Source organism: Microbispora sp. NPDC049633, from assembly GCF_040675265.1.
Lineage (GTDB): Bacteria > Actinomycetota > Actinomycetes > Streptosporangiales > Streptosporangiaceae > Microbispora > Microbispora maris.
On the sequence record NZ_JBFAOO010000014.1, the window covers coordinates 1 to 16,720 of the forward strand.

The 16,720-nt window shown below is 72.3% G+C and carries 12 protein-coding genes and 1 pseudogene; 8 read left to right on the top strand and 5 right to left on the bottom strand.

Features of this window, described 5'->3' with window-relative positions; genetic code table 11:
* Positions 1-450, bottom strand: a pseudogene (locus AB0J39_RS06080) (DNA-binding response regulator); the annotation flags it as partial.
* A 120-nt stretch (positions 451-570) separates the two neighbouring features.
* Here AB0J39_RS06080 and AB0J39_RS06085 point away from each other — a divergent pair.
* The 4 genes from AB0J39_RS06085 (at position 571) to AB0J39_RS06100 (ending at position 5,254) form a co-directional block, all read left to right on the top strand.
* On the top strand, positions 571-2,178 hold the full coding sequence (locus tag AB0J39_RS06085; RefSeq protein WP_363462333.1) for an ABC transporter substrate-binding protein: 1,608 nt from the start codon (positions 571-573) through the stop codon (positions 2,176-2,178).
* Between the two features lie 7 nt (positions 2,179-2,185).
* Complete coding sequence (locus AB0J39_RS06090) at positions 2,186-3,115, top strand: ABC transporter permease (protein ID WP_346228876.1); 930 nt, start codon at positions 2,186-2,188, stop codon at positions 3,113-3,115.
* On the top strand, positions 3,102-3,941 hold the full coding sequence (locus AB0J39_RS06095) for an ABC transporter permease (protein WP_363462334.1): 840 nt from the start codon (positions 3,102-3,104) through the stop codon (positions 3,939-3,941). Before AB0J39_RS06090 ends, AB0J39_RS06095 begins: the two co-directional genes overlap by 14 nt.
* A 62-nt stretch (positions 3,942-4,003) precedes the next feature.
* Entirely contained in the window at positions 4,004-5,254 is a 1,251-nt protein-coding gene (locus AB0J39_RS06100; protein WP_363462335.1) for a hypothetical protein, read from the top strand.
* A gap of 6 nt (positions 5,255-5,260) precedes the next feature.
* Here AB0J39_RS06100 and AB0J39_RS06105 read toward each other — a convergent pair whose 3' ends face one another.
* From AB0J39_RS06105 to AB0J39_RS06120, 4 genes are all read right to left on the bottom strand, one after another.
* The gene (locus AB0J39_RS06105) at positions 5,261-6,541 is read right to left on the bottom strand and encodes a M20/M25/M40 family metallo-hydrolase (RefSeq protein WP_363462336.1); all 1,281 of its coding nucleotides are present in this window, start codon (positions 6,539-6,541) and stop codon (positions 5,261-5,263) included.
* On the bottom strand, positions 6,538-8,379 hold the full coding sequence (locus tag AB0J39_RS06110; protein WP_363462337.1) for a prolyl oligopeptidase family serine peptidase: 1,842 nt from the start codon (positions 8,377-8,379) through the stop codon (positions 6,538-6,540). The genes AB0J39_RS06105 and AB0J39_RS06110 overlap by 4 nt, the downstream gene beginning before the upstream one ends.
* Positions 8,376-9,497 (bottom strand): C39 family peptidase, encoded by a 1,122-nt coding sequence (locus tag AB0J39_RS06115; protein ID WP_363462338.1) that lies wholly within the window; start codon positions 9,495-9,497, stop codon positions 8,376-8,378. Before AB0J39_RS06115 ends, AB0J39_RS06110 begins: the two co-directional genes overlap by 4 nt.
* 92 nt (positions 9,498-9,589) lie before the next feature.
* Entirely contained in the window at positions 9,590-10,711 is a 1,122-nt protein-coding gene (locus AB0J39_RS06120) for a DUF5925 domain-containing protein (protein WP_363462339.1), read from the bottom strand.
* Between the two features lie 161 nt (positions 10,712-10,872).
* Here AB0J39_RS06120 and AB0J39_RS06125 point away from each other — a divergent pair, with 161 nt between their 5' ends.
* The 4 genes from AB0J39_RS06125 (at position 10,873) to meaB (ending at position 16,636) form a co-directional block, all read left to right on the top strand.
* Positions 10,873-11,640, top strand: coding sequence for an N-acetylmuramoyl-L-alanine amidase (locus tag AB0J39_RS06125; RefSeq protein WP_363462340.1), 768 nt, complete (start codon positions 10,873-10,875; stop codon positions 11,638-11,640).
* Positions 11,641-11,715: 75 nt separating this feature from the next.
* On the top strand, positions 11,716-13,506 hold the full coding sequence (locus tag AB0J39_RS06130) for a methylmalonyl-CoA mutase subunit beta (protein ID WP_363462341.1): 1,791 nt from the start codon (positions 11,716-11,718) through the stop codon (positions 13,504-13,506).
* Complete coding sequence (scpA, locus tag AB0J39_RS06135) at positions 13,503-15,647, top strand: methylmalonyl-CoA mutase (protein WP_363462342.1); 2,145 nt, start codon at positions 13,503-13,505, stop codon at positions 15,645-15,647. Before AB0J39_RS06130 ends, scpA begins: the two co-directional genes overlap by 4 nt.
* A complete protein-coding gene (gene meaB, locus AB0J39_RS06140; protein WP_363462343.1) occupies positions 15,644-16,636 on the top strand; it encodes a methylmalonyl Co-A mutase-associated GTPase MeaB in 993 nt (330 codons plus the stop codon). Before scpA ends, meaB begins: the two co-directional genes overlap by 4 nt.
* Positions 16,637-16,720 lie beyond the last annotated feature (84 nt).

Sequence of the window (16,720 nt, forward strand, 5' to 3'; positions counted from 1 at the left end):
GGCGGGGGAGACCGCGCTGATCACCGCGGGCGCCTCCGGCGGCAGCTCCGCGCGGGAGCCGACGTGCAGCAGCCCGGTGTAGCGCCCGCCGGTCAGGAACAGCGGTGTGGTGATCCCGGCGCGCCAGCCGTACGGCTCCAGGTGGCGGCGGAAGTAGCGTTCGGTGCCGGGGGAGCCCATGACGACGGGCGTGCGCCGGGACATGGCCCGGCGGTAGGCGTCGAGCCGGGCGTACTCCTCCGCGGCGTCGTCGTCCACCCGGGTGTAGCCGGCGGAGACCAGCGAGCGGTGGCGGCCGGTCGCCGGGTCGAACGCGACGAACTCGTAGGCCTCCACGGGGATGACCTCGCCCAGTGCGGTCATCGCCCCGTGCGCCCCCTGCCGGGCCACCTGGAAGCCGAGTTCGGCGACGGCGTGCAGGCTCCGCGCGCTGAGGCTGATTGCGTCCATGGATCCTCCATGCTCAGCCTGCCCGGTAAAGGTTCCGCAAGGAATACGTAAAGTCTCCGATGCAGACGGCGGCCCTGTTACCTACCCTCACCCGCAACACGACGGAGAGGCGGAGGACCAGTGAGGGTCACGAGAAGCCGGGCGGCCGCCCTCGCTGTGGCGGCCATCATGCTGAGCGGCGCATGCGGGGGAGGATCGTCGTCCGACGGCGACGGCGACGGCGGCGGCAAGGGAGCGAACGCGTTCTCGGTCGCGCTGACCGAACCCGACCATCTCACTCCGGGCAACACCTCGAGCAGCTACTCGCTCACCGTGCTCGACGCGCTGTTCGACACACCGGTCGCCATCGACCCCGCCACGGGCAAGCCGCAGATGCGGGCGGCCGAGTCGGTCACCAGCACCGACCAGAAGGTCTGGACGATCAAGATCAAGCCGGGGCGGAAGTTCAGCAACGGCGAGCCGGTGACCGCGCAGAGCTTCGCCGACGCGTGGAACGCGGCCGCGTACGGGCCGAACGCGTGGACCAACAACTACTACTTCGACAAGATCGAGGGCTACGACAAGCTCAACCCCGAGAGCGGGGAGCCCTCCACCGACAAAATGAGCGGTCTGAAGGTCGTCGACGACACCACCCTCGAGGTCACGCTCACCGCGCCGTTCAGCCAGTTCCCGATCACGCTGGCGTGGATCGCGTTCGCGCCGATGCCGAAGGCCGCGTTCGGCGACCTCAAGGCGTACGACCAGGCGCCGATCGGCAACGGGCCGTTCGTCCTGGACGGCGCCTGGGAGCACAACAAGCAGATCAAGGTCAAGCGGTCGCCGTCCTACACCGGCGAGCGCGCGGCCAAGGCCGACGCGGTGACCTTCAAGATCTACGCCAGTCGCGACACCGCGTACACCGACCTGCGGGCCGGCCGGGTGGACCTGCAGCTCACGATCCCCCCGGCGAGCGCGCCCGAGGCCAAGAAGCTGCTCGGCGACCGGTTCGTGGCGACGGCCGGCGGCACGATGGACTACCTCGGCGTCCCGGTCTTCGACAAGCGGTTCGCCAGCCCCGATCTGCGCAAGGCCATCTCCATGGCGATCGACCGGCAGGCCATCGTGGACGCGGTCTACAACGGCACGTTCAAGCCGATGGCGTCGCTGCTGGCGCCGCTGGTGCCCGGCTACCGCGAGAACGCCTGCGGCGAGGCGTGCACCTACGACCCGGCCAAGGCCAAAGCGCTGTTCGACCAGGCCGGCGGCTTCAGCGGCACGCTGAACCTGTGGTTCTCCAACGCCGACCCCAGCTACGAGCAGTGGATGACCGCCATCGCCAACCAGCTCAAGCAGAACCTCGGCATCTCCGACATCAAGTTCCGCAAGATCCCGGCGTCCGACTACCTGTCGACGCTGCGCGCCCACAAGCAGGACGGGCCGTACCGCAACAACTGGGTCATGGACTACCCGAGCCCGCAGAACTACCTGGAGTCCATGTGGGGCGAGGGCAACCGGATGGGCTGGGAGAACAAGGAGTTCCTCGACCTCATCGGCCAGGCCAACTCCGCCCCGACCTTCGACGACAGCCTCCCGCTCTACCAGAAGGCCGAGGACATCGCGCTCGCCGAGATGCCGATGATCCCGCTGTGGAACTGGCAGGACCAGATCGGCTACTCCAACCGGCTCAGCGGAGTGAACGTCACGCCGTACAGCGCCAACCTCGACGCGATCAGCGTGAAGCAGGGGTGACACGAGGGTGAGGTACGCCGCGCAGCGCCTGGCCCAGGCGATCCCGGTGTTCTTCGCGACCACCTTCCTGATCTACGCGATGGTGTTCGCGCTGCCGGGCGACCCGATCCTGGCGCTCGCGGGCGACAAGCCGGTGCCCGAGCAGGTGCTCGCCGTGATGCGGGCGCGCTACCACCTCGACGAGCCGCTGCTCGTGCAGTACGGCCGCTACATGCTCGGGGTGTTCCAGGGCGACCTGGGGGAGACCTTCACCGGCCAGCCGGTGAGCGAGCTCCTCCAGGACCGCTGGGCGGTCACCGCGCAGCTCGCGCTGACCGCCTGGGTCTTCGAGCTCGCCGTCGGCGTCGGGCTCGGCGTCCTGGCCGGGCTGCGCCGCGGCGGGGCCGCCGACACGGCGGTCCTCGCCGGCACCACGTTCGTCATCGCGGTCCCGGTGTTCGTGGTCGGGTACACGGCCCAGATCGTGCTGGGCCTCAATCTGGGGCTGTTCCCGACCGCCGGGACCGACGAAGGCTGGCCGGGCAGCTACCTGCTGCCCGGGATGGTCCTCGGCTCGTTCGGGCTGGCGTACGTGGCCCGGCTCACCCGCACCTCCCTCGTGGAGAACCTGCGCGCCGACTACGTCCGTACGGCGACCGCGAAGGGTCTCGCACGGCGGCGGGTCATCGGGCTGCACGCGCTGCGCAACTCGCTCATCCCCGTCGTGACCTATCTCGGCGTCGACTTCGGCAACCTCATGGCCGGGGCGGTCGTCACCGAGGGCATCTTCAACCTGCCCGGCATCGGCCAGCAGGTGTTCCAGTCCATCCAGCTTCAGGAGGGTCCGGTCGTCGTCGGCGTCGTCACCCTGCTCGTCATGATCTTCATCCTCGCCAACCTGGCCGTCGACCTGCTGTACGGCGTGCTCGACCCGAGGATCCGCCGTGCTCGCGCGTGACGCCTGGGCGGAGCTGCGCGGCCGCGTGGTCTTCTGGTTCTCCACCGCCGTCCTGCTGGTGGCCCTGGCGATGGCGGCCTTCCCCGGGCTGTTCGCCCGCCTCGGCCCCAACGAGGCCTGCGACCTGCGCATGTCCAAACGCGGCCCCGCCGACGGCGCGCTGTTCGGGTACGACCTGCAGGGCTGCGACTACTGGTCGCAGGTCGTGCACGGCACCCGGGCGTCCATCGTGGTCGGTGTCGCGGTCACCGTCTTCGCCCTGCTGATCTCCATCGTGCTCGGGCTGATCGGCGGCTACTACGGGGGCGTCGCCGACGCGCTCATCTCCCGGATCACCGACGTGTTCTTCGGCATCCCGTTCGTGCTGGGCGCGACCGTCGTGCTGGTGGCCTTCCCCGACCACGGGATATGGGCGATGACGCTGGTCCTCGTGCTGCTCGGCTGGACGACCATGACCCGGCTGATGCGCGGCCAGGTCATCGCCGTCAAGGACATGGACTTCGTCGCCGCCGCCCGCATGCTGGGCGCGAGCGACCGCAGGCTGATGTTCCGGCACATCCTGCCCAACGCGATCGCGCCGGTCATCGTGGTGGCCATGCTGAACGTCGGGAACGTCATCGCGGGCGAGGCCACCCTCGACTACCTCGGCGTCGGCCTGCAGTACCCCGACGTGTCGTGGGGCCTGCAGCTGAACATCGCCCAGACGTTCTTCGCCGAGCACCCGCACCTGCTGGCCTTCCCCGCGCTGTTCCTCACCGCGACCGTGCTGAGCTTCCTCATGCTCGGCGACGTGGTCCGCGACGCCCTCGATCCCCGCCTGCGCTGAGGCTCCAGCTTCGGCACGCAACGCGACGGGATGAGCGCACGGAGTGAGCTAGCGTGCGCCCCATGTCCACCGATCTCCCCGCCGCCCGGCACGATCCGGGCTCCTTCGACCTCGCCAGGGACGCGGCTCCCGGCCTGCCGCTGACGCTGGTCGGGCAGTGGCGCGCGAGCGGCCGCACCGCCGCCGACGCGCGGCGCCTGCTCGGCGCGCACGTCACGACCGGCTACAGCGTGGTCTCCGACTCCGCCGGGCTGACCAAATTGAGCCGCAGCCACGGCCTGCTGGAGGTGCTGGCGCTCATCGACGGACCGAAACGCGTCCTGCACGCGTACGGGACCGGCGCGGGCGGCCGGGCCGTCGGCGTCTGGGCGGCCGACAACGCGCAGATGTTCCACCCCGCCTCGACCGACGCGGGGGCGCTGCTGTCGGCACTGCTGCGGGCGCAGGACGAGATCGGGCGCACCTGCCGGATCCGCGTCGGCATAGGCGTCCACCACGGCGACTACTACGACCTGGACGGCGGCCTGTACGGCGCGGAGGCCGACGCGATCGAGCACCTCGCGGAGAACCACACCGAGGGCGGCGAGATAGCGGTGACGGAGACCGTCGCCGAACGGCTGCCGGTGGGCCACGGCTTCGTCCTGCGCCGCAAGGACGGGCAGGAGGGGCCTCTGGGCCCGGTCTACCGGGTCCTGGACGGCCCGCGCGACGGCGGCGCGGAGCCCGTGGACGGCCGGTGGTATCCCATCCCCTACTCCGCCGCCTTCTACGAGGACCTGCTGCGCCTGGACCCGCGGGACGCCGCTCTCGCCGCGGCGCTCGCGGGAAGGCACCTGCGTGAGCGGACGGTGGTGCTGGCCGAGCGCGGCGAGGAAGCCGGGAAGGAGACGGCCGAGGTCGCGCTCCTGCGGGGCCTGGAGCTGTCGGCCCGCATGCGGGAGACGGGTCTGCGCCTCCTGCCCGCCGAGGGCGCCGTCGAGGTCAAGGTCGCCGGGCCGCTCGCCATCTACCTGTTCGACCGGCCCGGCCCCGCCGTGTCGTTCGCCCTGCAGTTGCGGAACGCCCTGGCCGCGGCCGGCATGACCTGCCGCGTCGGAGTGGACAGCGGGCCGGTGCTGTCCGGCCGGACGCCGGACGGCGGCCGCGACGTGGCCGGCGCGCCGGTGAACCAGGCGTCGAAGATGGCCCAGGACCTCGCCGCGCCGGGACAGGTGTGCCTGAGCGAGAGCGCCGGCGCCCACGCGGACCTGGCCGGGTTCACCCTCGTCCGGCACGCCGTCTCCGGCGTGGACATGACCTTCTACCAGGGCTGAGCGGTCCTACGAGGTCCTGACGAGCAGCCGGTCGAGGACGCGCACGCCGAACTCCAGGCCCTCGACGGGTACCCGCTCGTCGAGGCCGTGGAACATGCCGAAGTAGTCGAGGTCCGGCGGCAGGAGCAGCGGCGCGAAGCCGTAGCCCCTGATGCCTATCCTGGCGAACCACTTGGCGTCGGTGCCGCCGGTCATCACGTACGGCACGGGCCCGCCGGCGGGGTCCTCGGCGAGCAGGGCGGCGGTGAGCTCGTCGAACAACCCGTCGGCGGGGGAGGAGACGGCCTCCTCGAAGCTGACGAACTCGCGGGTGACCTTCGGGCCGAGCAGCCGGTCGACGGTCTCCAGGAACTCCTCGCGCTGCCCGGGCAGGAACCGGCCGTCCACATGGGCCTCGGCCGTGCCGGGGATGACGTTGACCTTGTATCCGGCGTCGACCATGGTCGGGTTGGCCGAGTTGCGCAGCACGCCCTTGAACAGCGCGGCCGCGCGCGGGATCCGCTCGATCTCCTCCTCCAGCCGGTCGGCGTCGATCGGCCGGCCGAGCGCCCGTGACAGCTCCTCGATCAGCCTGGCCACCTCGGGCGTCAGCCGTACGGGCCAGGTGTGGTCGGCGAGGCGCGCGAGCGCCCGGGCGAGCTCGGCCACCGGGTTGTCCACGGCGGGCTTGGACCCGTGACCGGGCACGCCGCGGGCGGTCAGGCGCATCCAGGCGGTGCCGCGCTCTCCGACGGCCACCGGGTAGATGCGGACGTCGCCCTCGTACCAGGAGAAACCGCCGGATTCGCTGATCGCCTCGGTGCAGCCCTCGAACAGGTCGCGGTGCCGCTCGACCGCGTGTCCCGCGCCGTACTCGCCGGTGGACTCCTCGTCGGCGAGGAACGCCAGCACGAGGTCGCGCCGGGGGCGCACGCCCCTGCGGGCGTTCTCGCGGGCCCAGGCGAGGGTCATGGCGAGCGTGCCCTTCATGTCGACCGCGCCCCGGCCGTGCACGCAGCCGTCGGCGATCTCGCCCGAGAACGGGTGCGTACGCCACTCTGCGGGGTCGGCGGGCACGACGTCGAGATGCCCGTGCAGCAGCAGCGCGTCGGAGCTGTCACCCGGGATGCGGGCCACCACGCTGGTGCGGCGCGGCGCCGACTCGAACACCACCGGCTCGATGCCGACCTCGGCGAGCAGGGACGCCACGTATTCGGCGGCGCGCCGCTCGCCCGGCCCGTCGCCAGACCCGTCGTTGGTGGTGTCGATCCGCAGCAGTTCCGAGCAGATCGCCGCGACCTCGCTCACTGTGTCTCCCCCTTGTGGAGCGTCAGCGGCGCGACCTCCGGCGTCGGGAAGCCGAAGACGATCCCGTAGAACGCCAGCTCGGCCTCCAGGACCCGGACGATGGTCTCCTCGCGTCGCCAGCCGTGCTGTTCCCCCTCGAAGGTGAGGTACGCCCACCGGTGCCCGTGGCGGGCCAGCGCGGCGGCGAAGCGCTCCGACTGCGCCGGATCGACCACCTTGTCCTCCAGGCCGTGCAGGAGCAGGGCCGGGCCGGACGCCCGTCCGGCGTGCAGCTCGGGCGACCTGTCAAGGTAGCGCTGCCGGGTCTCGGGCAGCGGGCCGATCAGCCCGTCGAGGTAGCGTGACTCGAAGTCGTGCGTCTCGGCCGCCCAGTGCTCGGGGTCGGAGATGCCGTAGTGGGACACCGCGCCGCAGAAGACGTCGCTGTGGACGAGCGCGGCCATCGACGTCCAGCCGCCCGCGCTGCCGCCCCTGATCGCCACCTTCTCCGCCCGCCCGGTGTCCAGCAGCCACCGCGCCACCGTCTCGCAGTCGCGGACGTCGACCACGCCCCAGTTGTGCCGCAGCCGCTCGCGGTAGGCCCGGCCGTAGCCGGTGGAGCCGCCGTAGTTGACCTCGGCGACGCCGATCCCCCTGCTGGTGAAGTACGCGATCTCCAGGTCGAGCACCGGCGCGGCCGAACTGGTCGGCCCGCCGTGCACGAACACCACGTACGGCGCGGGCTCGCCGCCGGCCGGGGCGTACAGGTGCGCGTGCACGCCGTCCACGGTCACGGCCTCGGGTGTGGGCAGCTCGGCGTCCCCGGGCACCGGCTTGCCGGGCGACAGCACCTCGTGGGCCCCGGTGTCCAGGTCGGCCCGCACCACCTCGTACGGCCGGAGGGGCGACGCCGCCACGCCCACGACGTGGGAGCCGCGGGCCGACAGGGCGGGCACCCAGTGGGTGTAGTCGCCGCCCACGTCCCGGATGGAACTCGCTCCGGCGGGGTCGTCGAGGATCCCGAGCCGCCGCTCGTCGGCCGTGCCGTACACGGCGGCGATGCGGCCGCCGGCGACGGCGAAGAACGTCCCGCCGATCTTCCAGGTGGCGTCGCCGAACTCCAGCGGCACCGGGGTCAGGTCGCGCGCCGTGCCGTCCAGCCCCACGAGGTGGATGTTCCACCAGCCGGTGGGGTCGGTGACGGCGTACAGGCTGTCGTCGTCGCGCCACTCGGCCTGGCAGGTGGACGCGCCGGACAGCAGGACCCGGTGAGGGGCGCGGTGGGGGCCGCCCTCCACCGGGGCGACGCAGAGCTCGGTGGCGTCCCAGGGCATGTCCGGGTGGTTCCAGCCGATCCAGGCGAGCGTCCGCCCGTCCGGCGACACGCGCGGGTTCATCAGGAAGTGGTGACTCTTCACCACGCTGCGCAGGGGAGAGCCGTCCAGCGGCACCGCGACGATGTCACGCTCGCCGCTGCGGGCCTCGCCCCGCTCCCGCACGCACCACACCTCCTCGCCGTGGACGACCAGGTCGGCGTAGCGGGCGGAGTCGCCGGGCGTGAGCGGGACCGGCTCCCCGCCGGGGGAGCACAGGTAGATCCGCCCGTCCGCCCAGTTGGTGAACACCAGGCGGCCCTCGTGCGCCCGCCAGGACCGCCCGCCGTACTCCATGACCCGGTTCCTGGCGTTCCAGCCCTGCGGGAGCACGTCCTCGATCACGCCGTCGGCCCTGCGCCGCACCACGCAACGCCGGCCGCCCTCCCGCGGGCGCGGCTCGTCCCACCAGACCTCGTCTCCCGAGATCTCCACCCACAGCGGGCGGTCGTCCACCCGTGCGACGTCGACGGCCCGAATGGTCACCAGTTCCCCCCGGAGTCTGGAAGCGGAGTGCCGGGGGGATGCACGATGTGCGCGATCCCCCCGCTGCTCGTGGCGCGCAGCCAGACGTTCTCGAACGCCGCGCGCGGGTACACCCGCCGCACGCCGTCGTCGTCCGGCGCGGCCGGGTCGTTCGCGATCACGTCGCCGTCGGCCGTGAACCCCGTGACGACCATGATGTGCCCGCCGGTGGAGTATCCGGCACCCGGCAGCTCGTGATCGCGGAACGCCTGCGAGGTGATCACCGGGATCCCGGCGGCGATGAACCGCTCCAGCTCGGCCAGCGAGCGCAGCCGCGTGACGAAGCCGTCCAGCCCGTACCGCCCGGCGTACGCGACGCCGAAGGGCCAGTTGCCGGTCCCCTGGTAGCTGTGGTCGTACATGTCGCGCGCGGCGTGGTCGACCGCGGGGCACGGGTCACCGGGGGAGACCCAGTCGAGCTCCGCCGGGGCGGGCCCGCGCCCCCAGTAGCCCAGCACCATCGTGAACGACGCGGGGCTGCACCAGGACTCCCCGCCGCCGTCCCACTGCGGATAGTGCCCCGCGTGGGCCTTCTGCGAACGGCGCGGCACGTCGAGCTCGACCGCCCGCGGCCCCGGCCGGCCGCCTCTGCCCGCCTGCCCCACGGCCGAGGCCATCACGGTCAGCGAGCGCACGGCGCCGCCGGTGCCGTACAGGGTGGCGCGCACGCGGTACGACGTGACGGGGCGGGCGGCGACGAAGGTGTCCACGGCGACGTCCCCGTCGGCGTCCCCCTGACCGGGCAGCGACGTTCGGTGGATGTCGGCGTCGGTCTCGGCCCACCGGCCCATGACGTACCACTTGGTCAGGGCGCCGGTGACGGTGCGCGCCTGGATCTCGATCTCCAGCCAGGCGCCGGGCGGCGCGGCGGCCGTCCAGGAGGGCACCAGCTCGGTGGCCGGGAAGCCGATCTCCCGCTCCGGGGACGTCCAGCGCGTGCAGGGCCACTCCCGCTCGCCGCCGGGCGCGAACGGGTCCAGGTATTTCGCCGTCCCCGTCTCCCGGGCCTCGACGGACCAGCGGTGGAGGACGACGGGGCTCGCCTGGGGGCTCGGTCCGGCCGACAGCAGGGTGACCACCTCGCCGATTGTTGTTACCGCCCCGACCTGGCACATCGGATGGTTTACGTATCCGACACATGGACGGTACGGCATCGGCCGCCGTGGTCCGGTCAGAGATAGAGGCCGATCGCGGGGGCGGGTTCGTCGGCGGTGGCCGGGCGGCCGTCGCGCAGGGCGAACAGCTCGGCGAGCGTCATCCCGCCGGGGCTCACGCCGTCCGCCCGGTCCAGCCACCGGGCCGCCTGGTCCGCCTCGAAGCGGCCGACCTCGACCTGGGCCAGGCACCGCCCGGGCCGTACGACGGCCGGGTGGAGCCGGCTGAGGTCCTCGTTCGTCGTGATCGCCACGAGCACGTCCCTGCCCTGGCCGAGGAGACCGTCGGTCAGGTTGAGCAGGCGGGACAGGCCCTGGCCCGTGGACTGCTTGGCCTCGGCGCGGATCAGTTCGTCGCAGTCCTCCAGGACCAGCAGCCGCCAGCGCGGCTCGTCGTCCTCGCCCGGGCCGTCCCAGCCGACGGCGACGTCCATGAGATAGCCGGGGTCGTTGAACAGCAGCTCGGGATCGAGCACGCAGTCGACCTGGCACCAGGACGCCCACTCGCGGGCGAGCGTGCGCAGCAGCGTCGTCTTGCCGGTCCCGGGCGGGCCGTGCAGGAGGACCAGCCGGCCCGTCACGTCTGCGGCGGTGGTCGCCATGAGGCCGTCCAGGCGGCCGGTGGCGGCCCGGGGGTAGTTCCGCCTGATCTCCTGCCAGGACGAGGTGGTGATGGGCTTGGCGGAGCGGTGGGGGCCGTGGCGCGACCGCCACCAGAAGCCCATCCGCACGTGGTCGGAGTCGGGCGCCGCCTCCTCCGCGTCCCTGGTCGCCTGCTCCAGGACCGATCCGGCCAGCTCCTCGCTGACGGCCGTGGCGGTCAGCGTCGCCGACCGGTTGGAGTTGCGGACCACCCGCAGGGTCCATCCCTCACCCGCGATGAGCCGCGTCTCGTACCCGTCGGTGTGCTGGGCGACGCGCAGCAGGCGGCCGCCCTCGGGGGCCAGCGGGGCGCCGGTGCGGATCCGCGTGAGGCTGGTCGTGCGCGACCAGGGCTGCTCCCCGGTGGCGAACGGCGACAGGGCCATCGCGTCGATCACGTCGGCCGGGCTGTCGGAGTCGTCGAGCCAGATCCGCATCGGCACCGGCGGATGGGATGTGGGGTGAGGGGTGAAATCGACCTCCTTGACAACGGACATACAGCCATGATCTCGACGAAAGTCTCGCCCTGTCGAATGGATTTATGTGCTATTCAGTTTGCTTGCCGTTTAACCGGTTTCATATGGGCAAAAGGCAGTACCTGCTGGGGCGTTACCGCTACGCTCGGTGTCCAGTCATACGGTTTGCAACGGAGAGCACTGTGGCCATCGATCTCGTGTCCCGCGCTGATTGGGGCGCGCGTCCTCCCAGGGGCTCGTACTCGTCGCTGGCATCCACGCGCGGCGTGAAGGTCCACTACACCGGCGGGCGCGTGGACCCGGGCATCGTCGGCGACCACGCCAAGTGCGTGGCCATGGTGAAGTCGATCCAGGACTTCCACATCGACGGCAACGGCTGGATCGATATCGGCTACTCCATGGTGGCTTGTCCGCATCGGAAGGTTTTCGTCGGTCGTGGACCGGGGCACCTGCCGGCCGCCAACGGCCCCGGTCTGAACTCCGGCCACTACGCCGTGCTCGCTCTCGTCGGCAACGCCGGGCTGGTCCAGCCGACCGACGGCATCCTGCACGCGATTCTGGACGCGGTCGAACACCTGCGCGCCAAGGGCGGCGCGGGCAAGGAGATCAAGGGCCACCGCGACGGCTACTCCACCGACTGCCCGGGCGATGCGCTGTACGCCTGGGTCAGGAAGGGCGCGCCGCGCCCCGGCACCACCCAGCCGGAGCCCGAGCCGGAGCCGTCGCGGGAGTGGCCCGGCCGTCTGCTCAGGTATCCGCCCGTGATGCGCGGCGACGACGTGCGCGCCTGGCAGGCCCGGATGAAGGAGCTCGGCTACGACGTCGCCGTCGACGGCGCGTACGGGCCGGACTCCCAGGAGGTGTGCCGCAGGTTCCAGAAGGACCGGCACCTCGACGTGGACGGCGTCGTCGGCCCCGACACCTGGAACGCCGCCTTCGCGCGCGAGTAGCCGATCGGGCAGCGTTGTCCACAGACCGGGACCCCGGGCCCCCTGAACCGTGCCGGTGCATCTAGCATCCGGTGCATGACGGTGCCGCCGGTAGAACTCGACGATCTCGCCGATCCCGCAGCGGGGTTCCCGCAGGCCACACGCGAGCAGTGGCGGGCGCTCGCGGCCGGCGTGCTGCGCAGATCCGGGTGGGACGGCTCGCCGGACGCGGTCGAGGACGCCCTGGCCACCACGACCTACGACGATGTCAGCGTGGCGCCGCTGTACGACGCCGCCGACCTGCCGCGGGCGCCCCGCGTGGTGCGCGGCCCCGGCCCCTGGGACGTGCGCCAGCGGCACGCCGACCCCGATCCGGCCGCGACCCGGGAGGCGATCCACGCCGATCTGGAGAACGGCGTCACGTCCCTGTGGCTCGACCTGAACGTGATCGACCCGGCCGCGCTGCGGGCCGTGCTGGACGGCGTCCTGCTCGACCTCGCCCCGGTCGTCCTCGATGCCGGCCCGCGTACGGCGGAGGCGGCGGAGGCGTTCCTGCGCCTGGTCGATGGAGTCCCGCTGCCCGGGGGCAACCTCGGCGCCGACCCGATAGGGCTGGCCGCCCGCACCGGTGCCGGCGTGGACACCGGTGCCGCCGCCGAGCTGGCCCGCCGCTGCGCCGCGGATCACCCCGGCCTGCGGGCGATCACCGTCGACGCCCTGCCGTACCACGACGCGGGCGGCGCCGACGCCGAGGAGCTGGGCTGTTCGATCGCGACCGGCGTCGCCTACCTGCGGGCGCTGACCGGCGCGGGCCTCACGGCCGAGCAGGCGTTCGGGCAGCTCGAGTTCCGGTACGCCGCGACCGCCGACCAGTTCCTCACCATCGCCAAGCTCCGGGCCGCCCGGCGGATGTGGGCGCGGGTCGCCGAGGTGGCCGGCGGACCCGGCGACCAACTCCAGCACGCGGTCACCTCCTCGGCGATGATGACCGTCCGCGACCCGTGGGTGAACATGCTCCGCACGACCCTCGCCTGCTTCGCGGCCGGGGTGGGCGGGGCTGACGCGGTGACCGTCCAGCCGTTCGACGCCTGCCTCGGGCTGCCCGACGCGTTCGCGCGGCGCATCGCGCGCAACACTCAGTCGCTGCTGGTGGAGGAGGCCAACGTCGCCCGGGTGGCCGACCCGGCCGGCGGCTCGTGGTACGTGGAGCGCCTCACCGACGACCTCGCCGCCCGGGCCTGGGAGTGGTTCCAGGAGATCGAGCGAATCGGCGGCATGGCGGCCGCGCTGGATCGGCTGGTCCCCGAGCGGCTGGCGGCGACCAGGGCCAGGCGCGCGGACAACCTCGCCCACCGGCGCGACCCGGTCACCGGGGTCAGCGAGTTCCCCGACCTGAAGGAGAGGCCGGTGTCCCGGCGGCCCGGCCCCGGGCTCGCCGTCGCCTCCGGTGAGGGGCTGCCGGTGATGCGCTACGCCGAGGAGTTCGAGTCGCTGCGCGACCTCGCCGACGCCCAGCCGAGCCGGCCTACGGTGTTCCTCGCCACGATCGGGCCGGTCGCCGCGCACACCGCGAGGGCGGCGTTCGCCGCCAACCTGTTCGCGGCGGGCGGCGTGGCGACCGTCGCCGGCGGCCCCGGCACCGACCCGGCCGCGATCGCCGCGGCCTTCCGCGACTGCGGCACCCCCGTGGCCTGCCTGTGCTCCAGCGACCGGCTGTACGGCGAGCACGCGGCGGCCGTAGCGGCGGCGCTGCGGGAGGCCGGGGCGCGCAGGGTCTGGCTGGCCGGGAAGGGGGAGTATGAGGGGGTGGACGCCACCTTGTACGCGGGATGCGACGCGCTCGAGGTGCTGCGCACGACGTTCGACGACCTGGGAGTGGACCGATGATTCCGGATTTCTCGGAAATTGACCTGGCGTCGAGCGCCGCGTCGCCGGACGTCCACTCCGATGACGCGGTGTGGGGTGACGGGGTGTGGGAGACTCCCGAGGGCATCGCGGTCAAGCCGTTCTACACGGCGGCCGATCTCGCGGACGGTCCGTCCCTCGTGACCTACCCGGGCATCGCGCCCTTCCTGCGCGGCCCCTACCCGACGATGTACGTCACCCAGCCGTGGACCATCCGGCAGTACGCCGGGTTCTCCACGGCGGAGGAGTCCAACGCGTTCTACCGGCGGAACCTCGCGGCCGGGCAGAAGGGCCTGTCGGTCGCCTTCGACCTCGCGACCCACCGGGGCTACGACTCCGACCATCCCCGCGTCGCCGGCGACGTCGGCATGGCCGGTGTGGCGATCGACTCGATCTACGACATGCGGCAGCTGTTCGACGGGATCCCGCTCGACCGGATGAGCGTGTCGATGACCATGAACGGCGCGGTGCTGCCGATCCTGGCGCTCTACATCGTCGCGGCCGAGGAGCAGGGCGTCACGCCCGACAAACTGGCGGGGACCATCCAGAACGACATCCTCAAGGAGTTCATGGTCCGCAACACCTACATCTACCCGCCGGGCCCGTCGATGCGGATCATCTCCGACATCTTCGAGTACACCTCCAAGAGGATGCCGAAGTTCAACTCCATCTCGATCTCCGGCTACCACATCCAGGAGGCCGGGGCGACCTGCGACCTGGAGCTCGCCTACACGCTGGCCGACGGGGTGGAGTACCTGCGCGCGGGAGTCCAGGCGGGGCTGGGCATCGACGAGTTCGCGCCGCGCCTGTCGTTCTTCTGGTGCATCGGCATGAACTTCTTCATGGAGGTCGCCAAGCTCCGCGCCGCCCGGCTGCTGTGGGCCCGCCTGGTCAAGGGCTTCGGCCCGGCCAACCCCAAGTCGCTGTCGCTGCGCACGCACAGCCAGACCTCCGGCTGGTCGCTGACCGCGCAGGACGTGTTCAACAACGTCGTACGGACCTGCGTCGAGGCGATGGCGGCCACCCAGGGCCACACGCAGTCGCTGCACACCAACGCCCTGGACGAGGCGCTCGCGCTGCCGACCGACTTCTCGGCGCGGATCGCCCGCAACACCCAGCTGCTGCTCCAGCAGGAGTCGGGAACGACGCGGGTGATCGACCCGTGGGGCGGCTCCTACTACGTCGAGCGGCTGACCAGGGAGCTGGCGCGGGCGGCCTGGGGTCACATCCAGGAGGTCGAGCGAGCCGGCGGCATGGCGCAGGCCATCGACCAGGGGCTGCCCAAGATGCGCATCGAGGAGGCGGCGGCCCGCACCCAGGCCCGCATCGACTCCGGGAGGCAGCCGGTGATCGGCGTGAACAAGTACCGCCCCGAGGCGGACGAGCCGATCGAGGTGCTCAAGGTCGACAACACCGCCGTGCGCAACCAGCAGATCGACAAGCTCCGCAGGCTGCGCGAGGAGCGTTCGGCCGATGCCGTGGCCGGGGCGCTGGAGGCGCTGACGAAGGGCGCGGCCGGCGGGGAGAACCTGCTGGACCTCGCCGTGAACGCCGCCCGGGCCAAGGCGACGGTCGGGGAGATCTCCGACGCGCTGGAGAAGGTCTTCGGCCGGCACTCCGCGCAGATCCGTACGATATCGGGCGTGTACCGCGCGGAGGTGGGCGACGCCGCGGACCGGGTCCGCGAGGCGTGCGCGCAGTTCGACAAGGCCGAGGGCCGCCGGCCCCGGATCCTTGTCGCGAAGATGGGCCAGGACGGCCACGACCGGGGCCAGAAGGTGATCGCGAGCGGCTTCGCCGACCTCGGCTTCGACGTCGACGTCGGCCCGCTGTTCCAGACGCCCGAGGAGGTCGCGCGGCAGGCCGTCGAGGCCGACGTGCACGTGGTGGGGGTCTCCTCGCTGGCGGCCGGGCACCTGACGCTGGTGCCCGCGCTGCGGCGGGCGCTCGCCGACCTGGGCGCGGAGGACATCATGATCGTGGTCGGCGGCGTGATCCCGCCGGGCGACGTCGCGGAGTTGCGGGCCGCGGGCGCCTCGGCGATCTTCCTGCCCGGCACGGTGATCGCCGACGCGGCCCTGGAGCTGCTGCGCGAGCTGTCCGCCCGGCTGGGTCACCGGTGACCGCACCGGCGGTCGAGGACTACGCCGAGGGCGTGCTGTCGGGCGACCGGAGGTGGACCGCCCGGGCGATCACGCTGGTGGAGTCGACCAGGGCTGATCACCGGGAGATGGCGCAGCGGCTGCTGGTCGAGCTCACCCCGCACTCCGGCAAGGCCCGCAGGGTGGGCGTGTCCGGGGTGCCCGGAGTCGGCAAGTCGACCTTCATCGAGGCGCTCGGCACTTATCTCACCGGGCAGGGCCATCGGGTGGCCGTGCTGGCCGTCGACCCCTCGTCGCGGCGCTCGGGCGGCAGCATCCTGGGGGACAAGACCCGGATGGCCGCATTGTCGGCCGATCCGAACGCCTTCATCCGGCCGTCCCCCACGGCCGGGACGCTCGGCGGCGTGGCGAAGGCGACCCGGGAGGCCATCGTCGTCGTGGAGGCGGCGGGCTACGACATCGTGCTCGTCGAGACGGTCGGGGTCGGCCAGTCGGAGACCGCGGTCGCCGACATGGTCGACACGTTCCTCCTGCTCACCCTCGCCCGCACCGGAGACCAGCTCCAGGGGATCAAGAAGGGCGTGCTGGAGCTGGCCGACGTCATCGCGGTCAACAAGGCCGACGGCGAGCACGAGACGGCCGCGCGCAAGGCGGCGCGCGAGCTGTCCGGGGCGCTGCGGCTGCTGCGCGCGGCCACGCCCGTGCTCACCTGCAGCGGCCTCACGGGCGCCGGGCTGGAGGAGCTGTGGCGGCACGTCGTGCGCCACCAGGAGGGCGCCGACCTCGCCGCCAGGCGCAGCCGCCAGCAGGTCGAATGGACGTGGGCGCTGGTGCGCGACCGGCTGCTGGCCATGCTCCGCGACACGACCGCGGGGATCGCCCCCGAGATCGAACGGCAGGTCCTGGACGGCACCCTCACCCCGGCGCTGGCGGCCGACCGGATCCTGGCGGCCTTCCTGCCCGCCGAGGGCGCGATTGACACTCGGGAGATCACCTTTCCTCCCGAGTGAGAAAGATCGCTACCCCTGTAACCGGGAATGCACTGTTGCACGTTTTCCCCGGCCGAAACCGTGCCACGATGTGCCCGCTTTCGA

Excerpts from the sequence above, each read along its gene's own strand:
- AB0J39_RS06120 (WP_363462339.1), bottom strand. The coding sequence starts at position 10,711 with ATGTCCGTTGTCAAGGAGGTCGATTTCACCCCTCACCCCACATCCCAT.
- AB0J39_RS06100 (WP_363462335.1), top strand. The coding sequence starts at position 4,004 with ATGTCCACCGATCTCCCCGCCGCCCGGCACGATCCGGGCTCCTTCGAC.
- AB0J39_RS06130 (WP_363462341.1), top strand. The coding sequence starts at position 11,716 with ATGACGGTGCCGCCGGTAGAACTCGACGATCTCGCCGATCCCGCAGCG.
- scpA (WP_363462342.1), top strand. The coding sequence starts at position 13,503 with ATGATTCCGGATTTCTCGGAAATTGACCTGGCGTCGAGCGCCGCGTCG.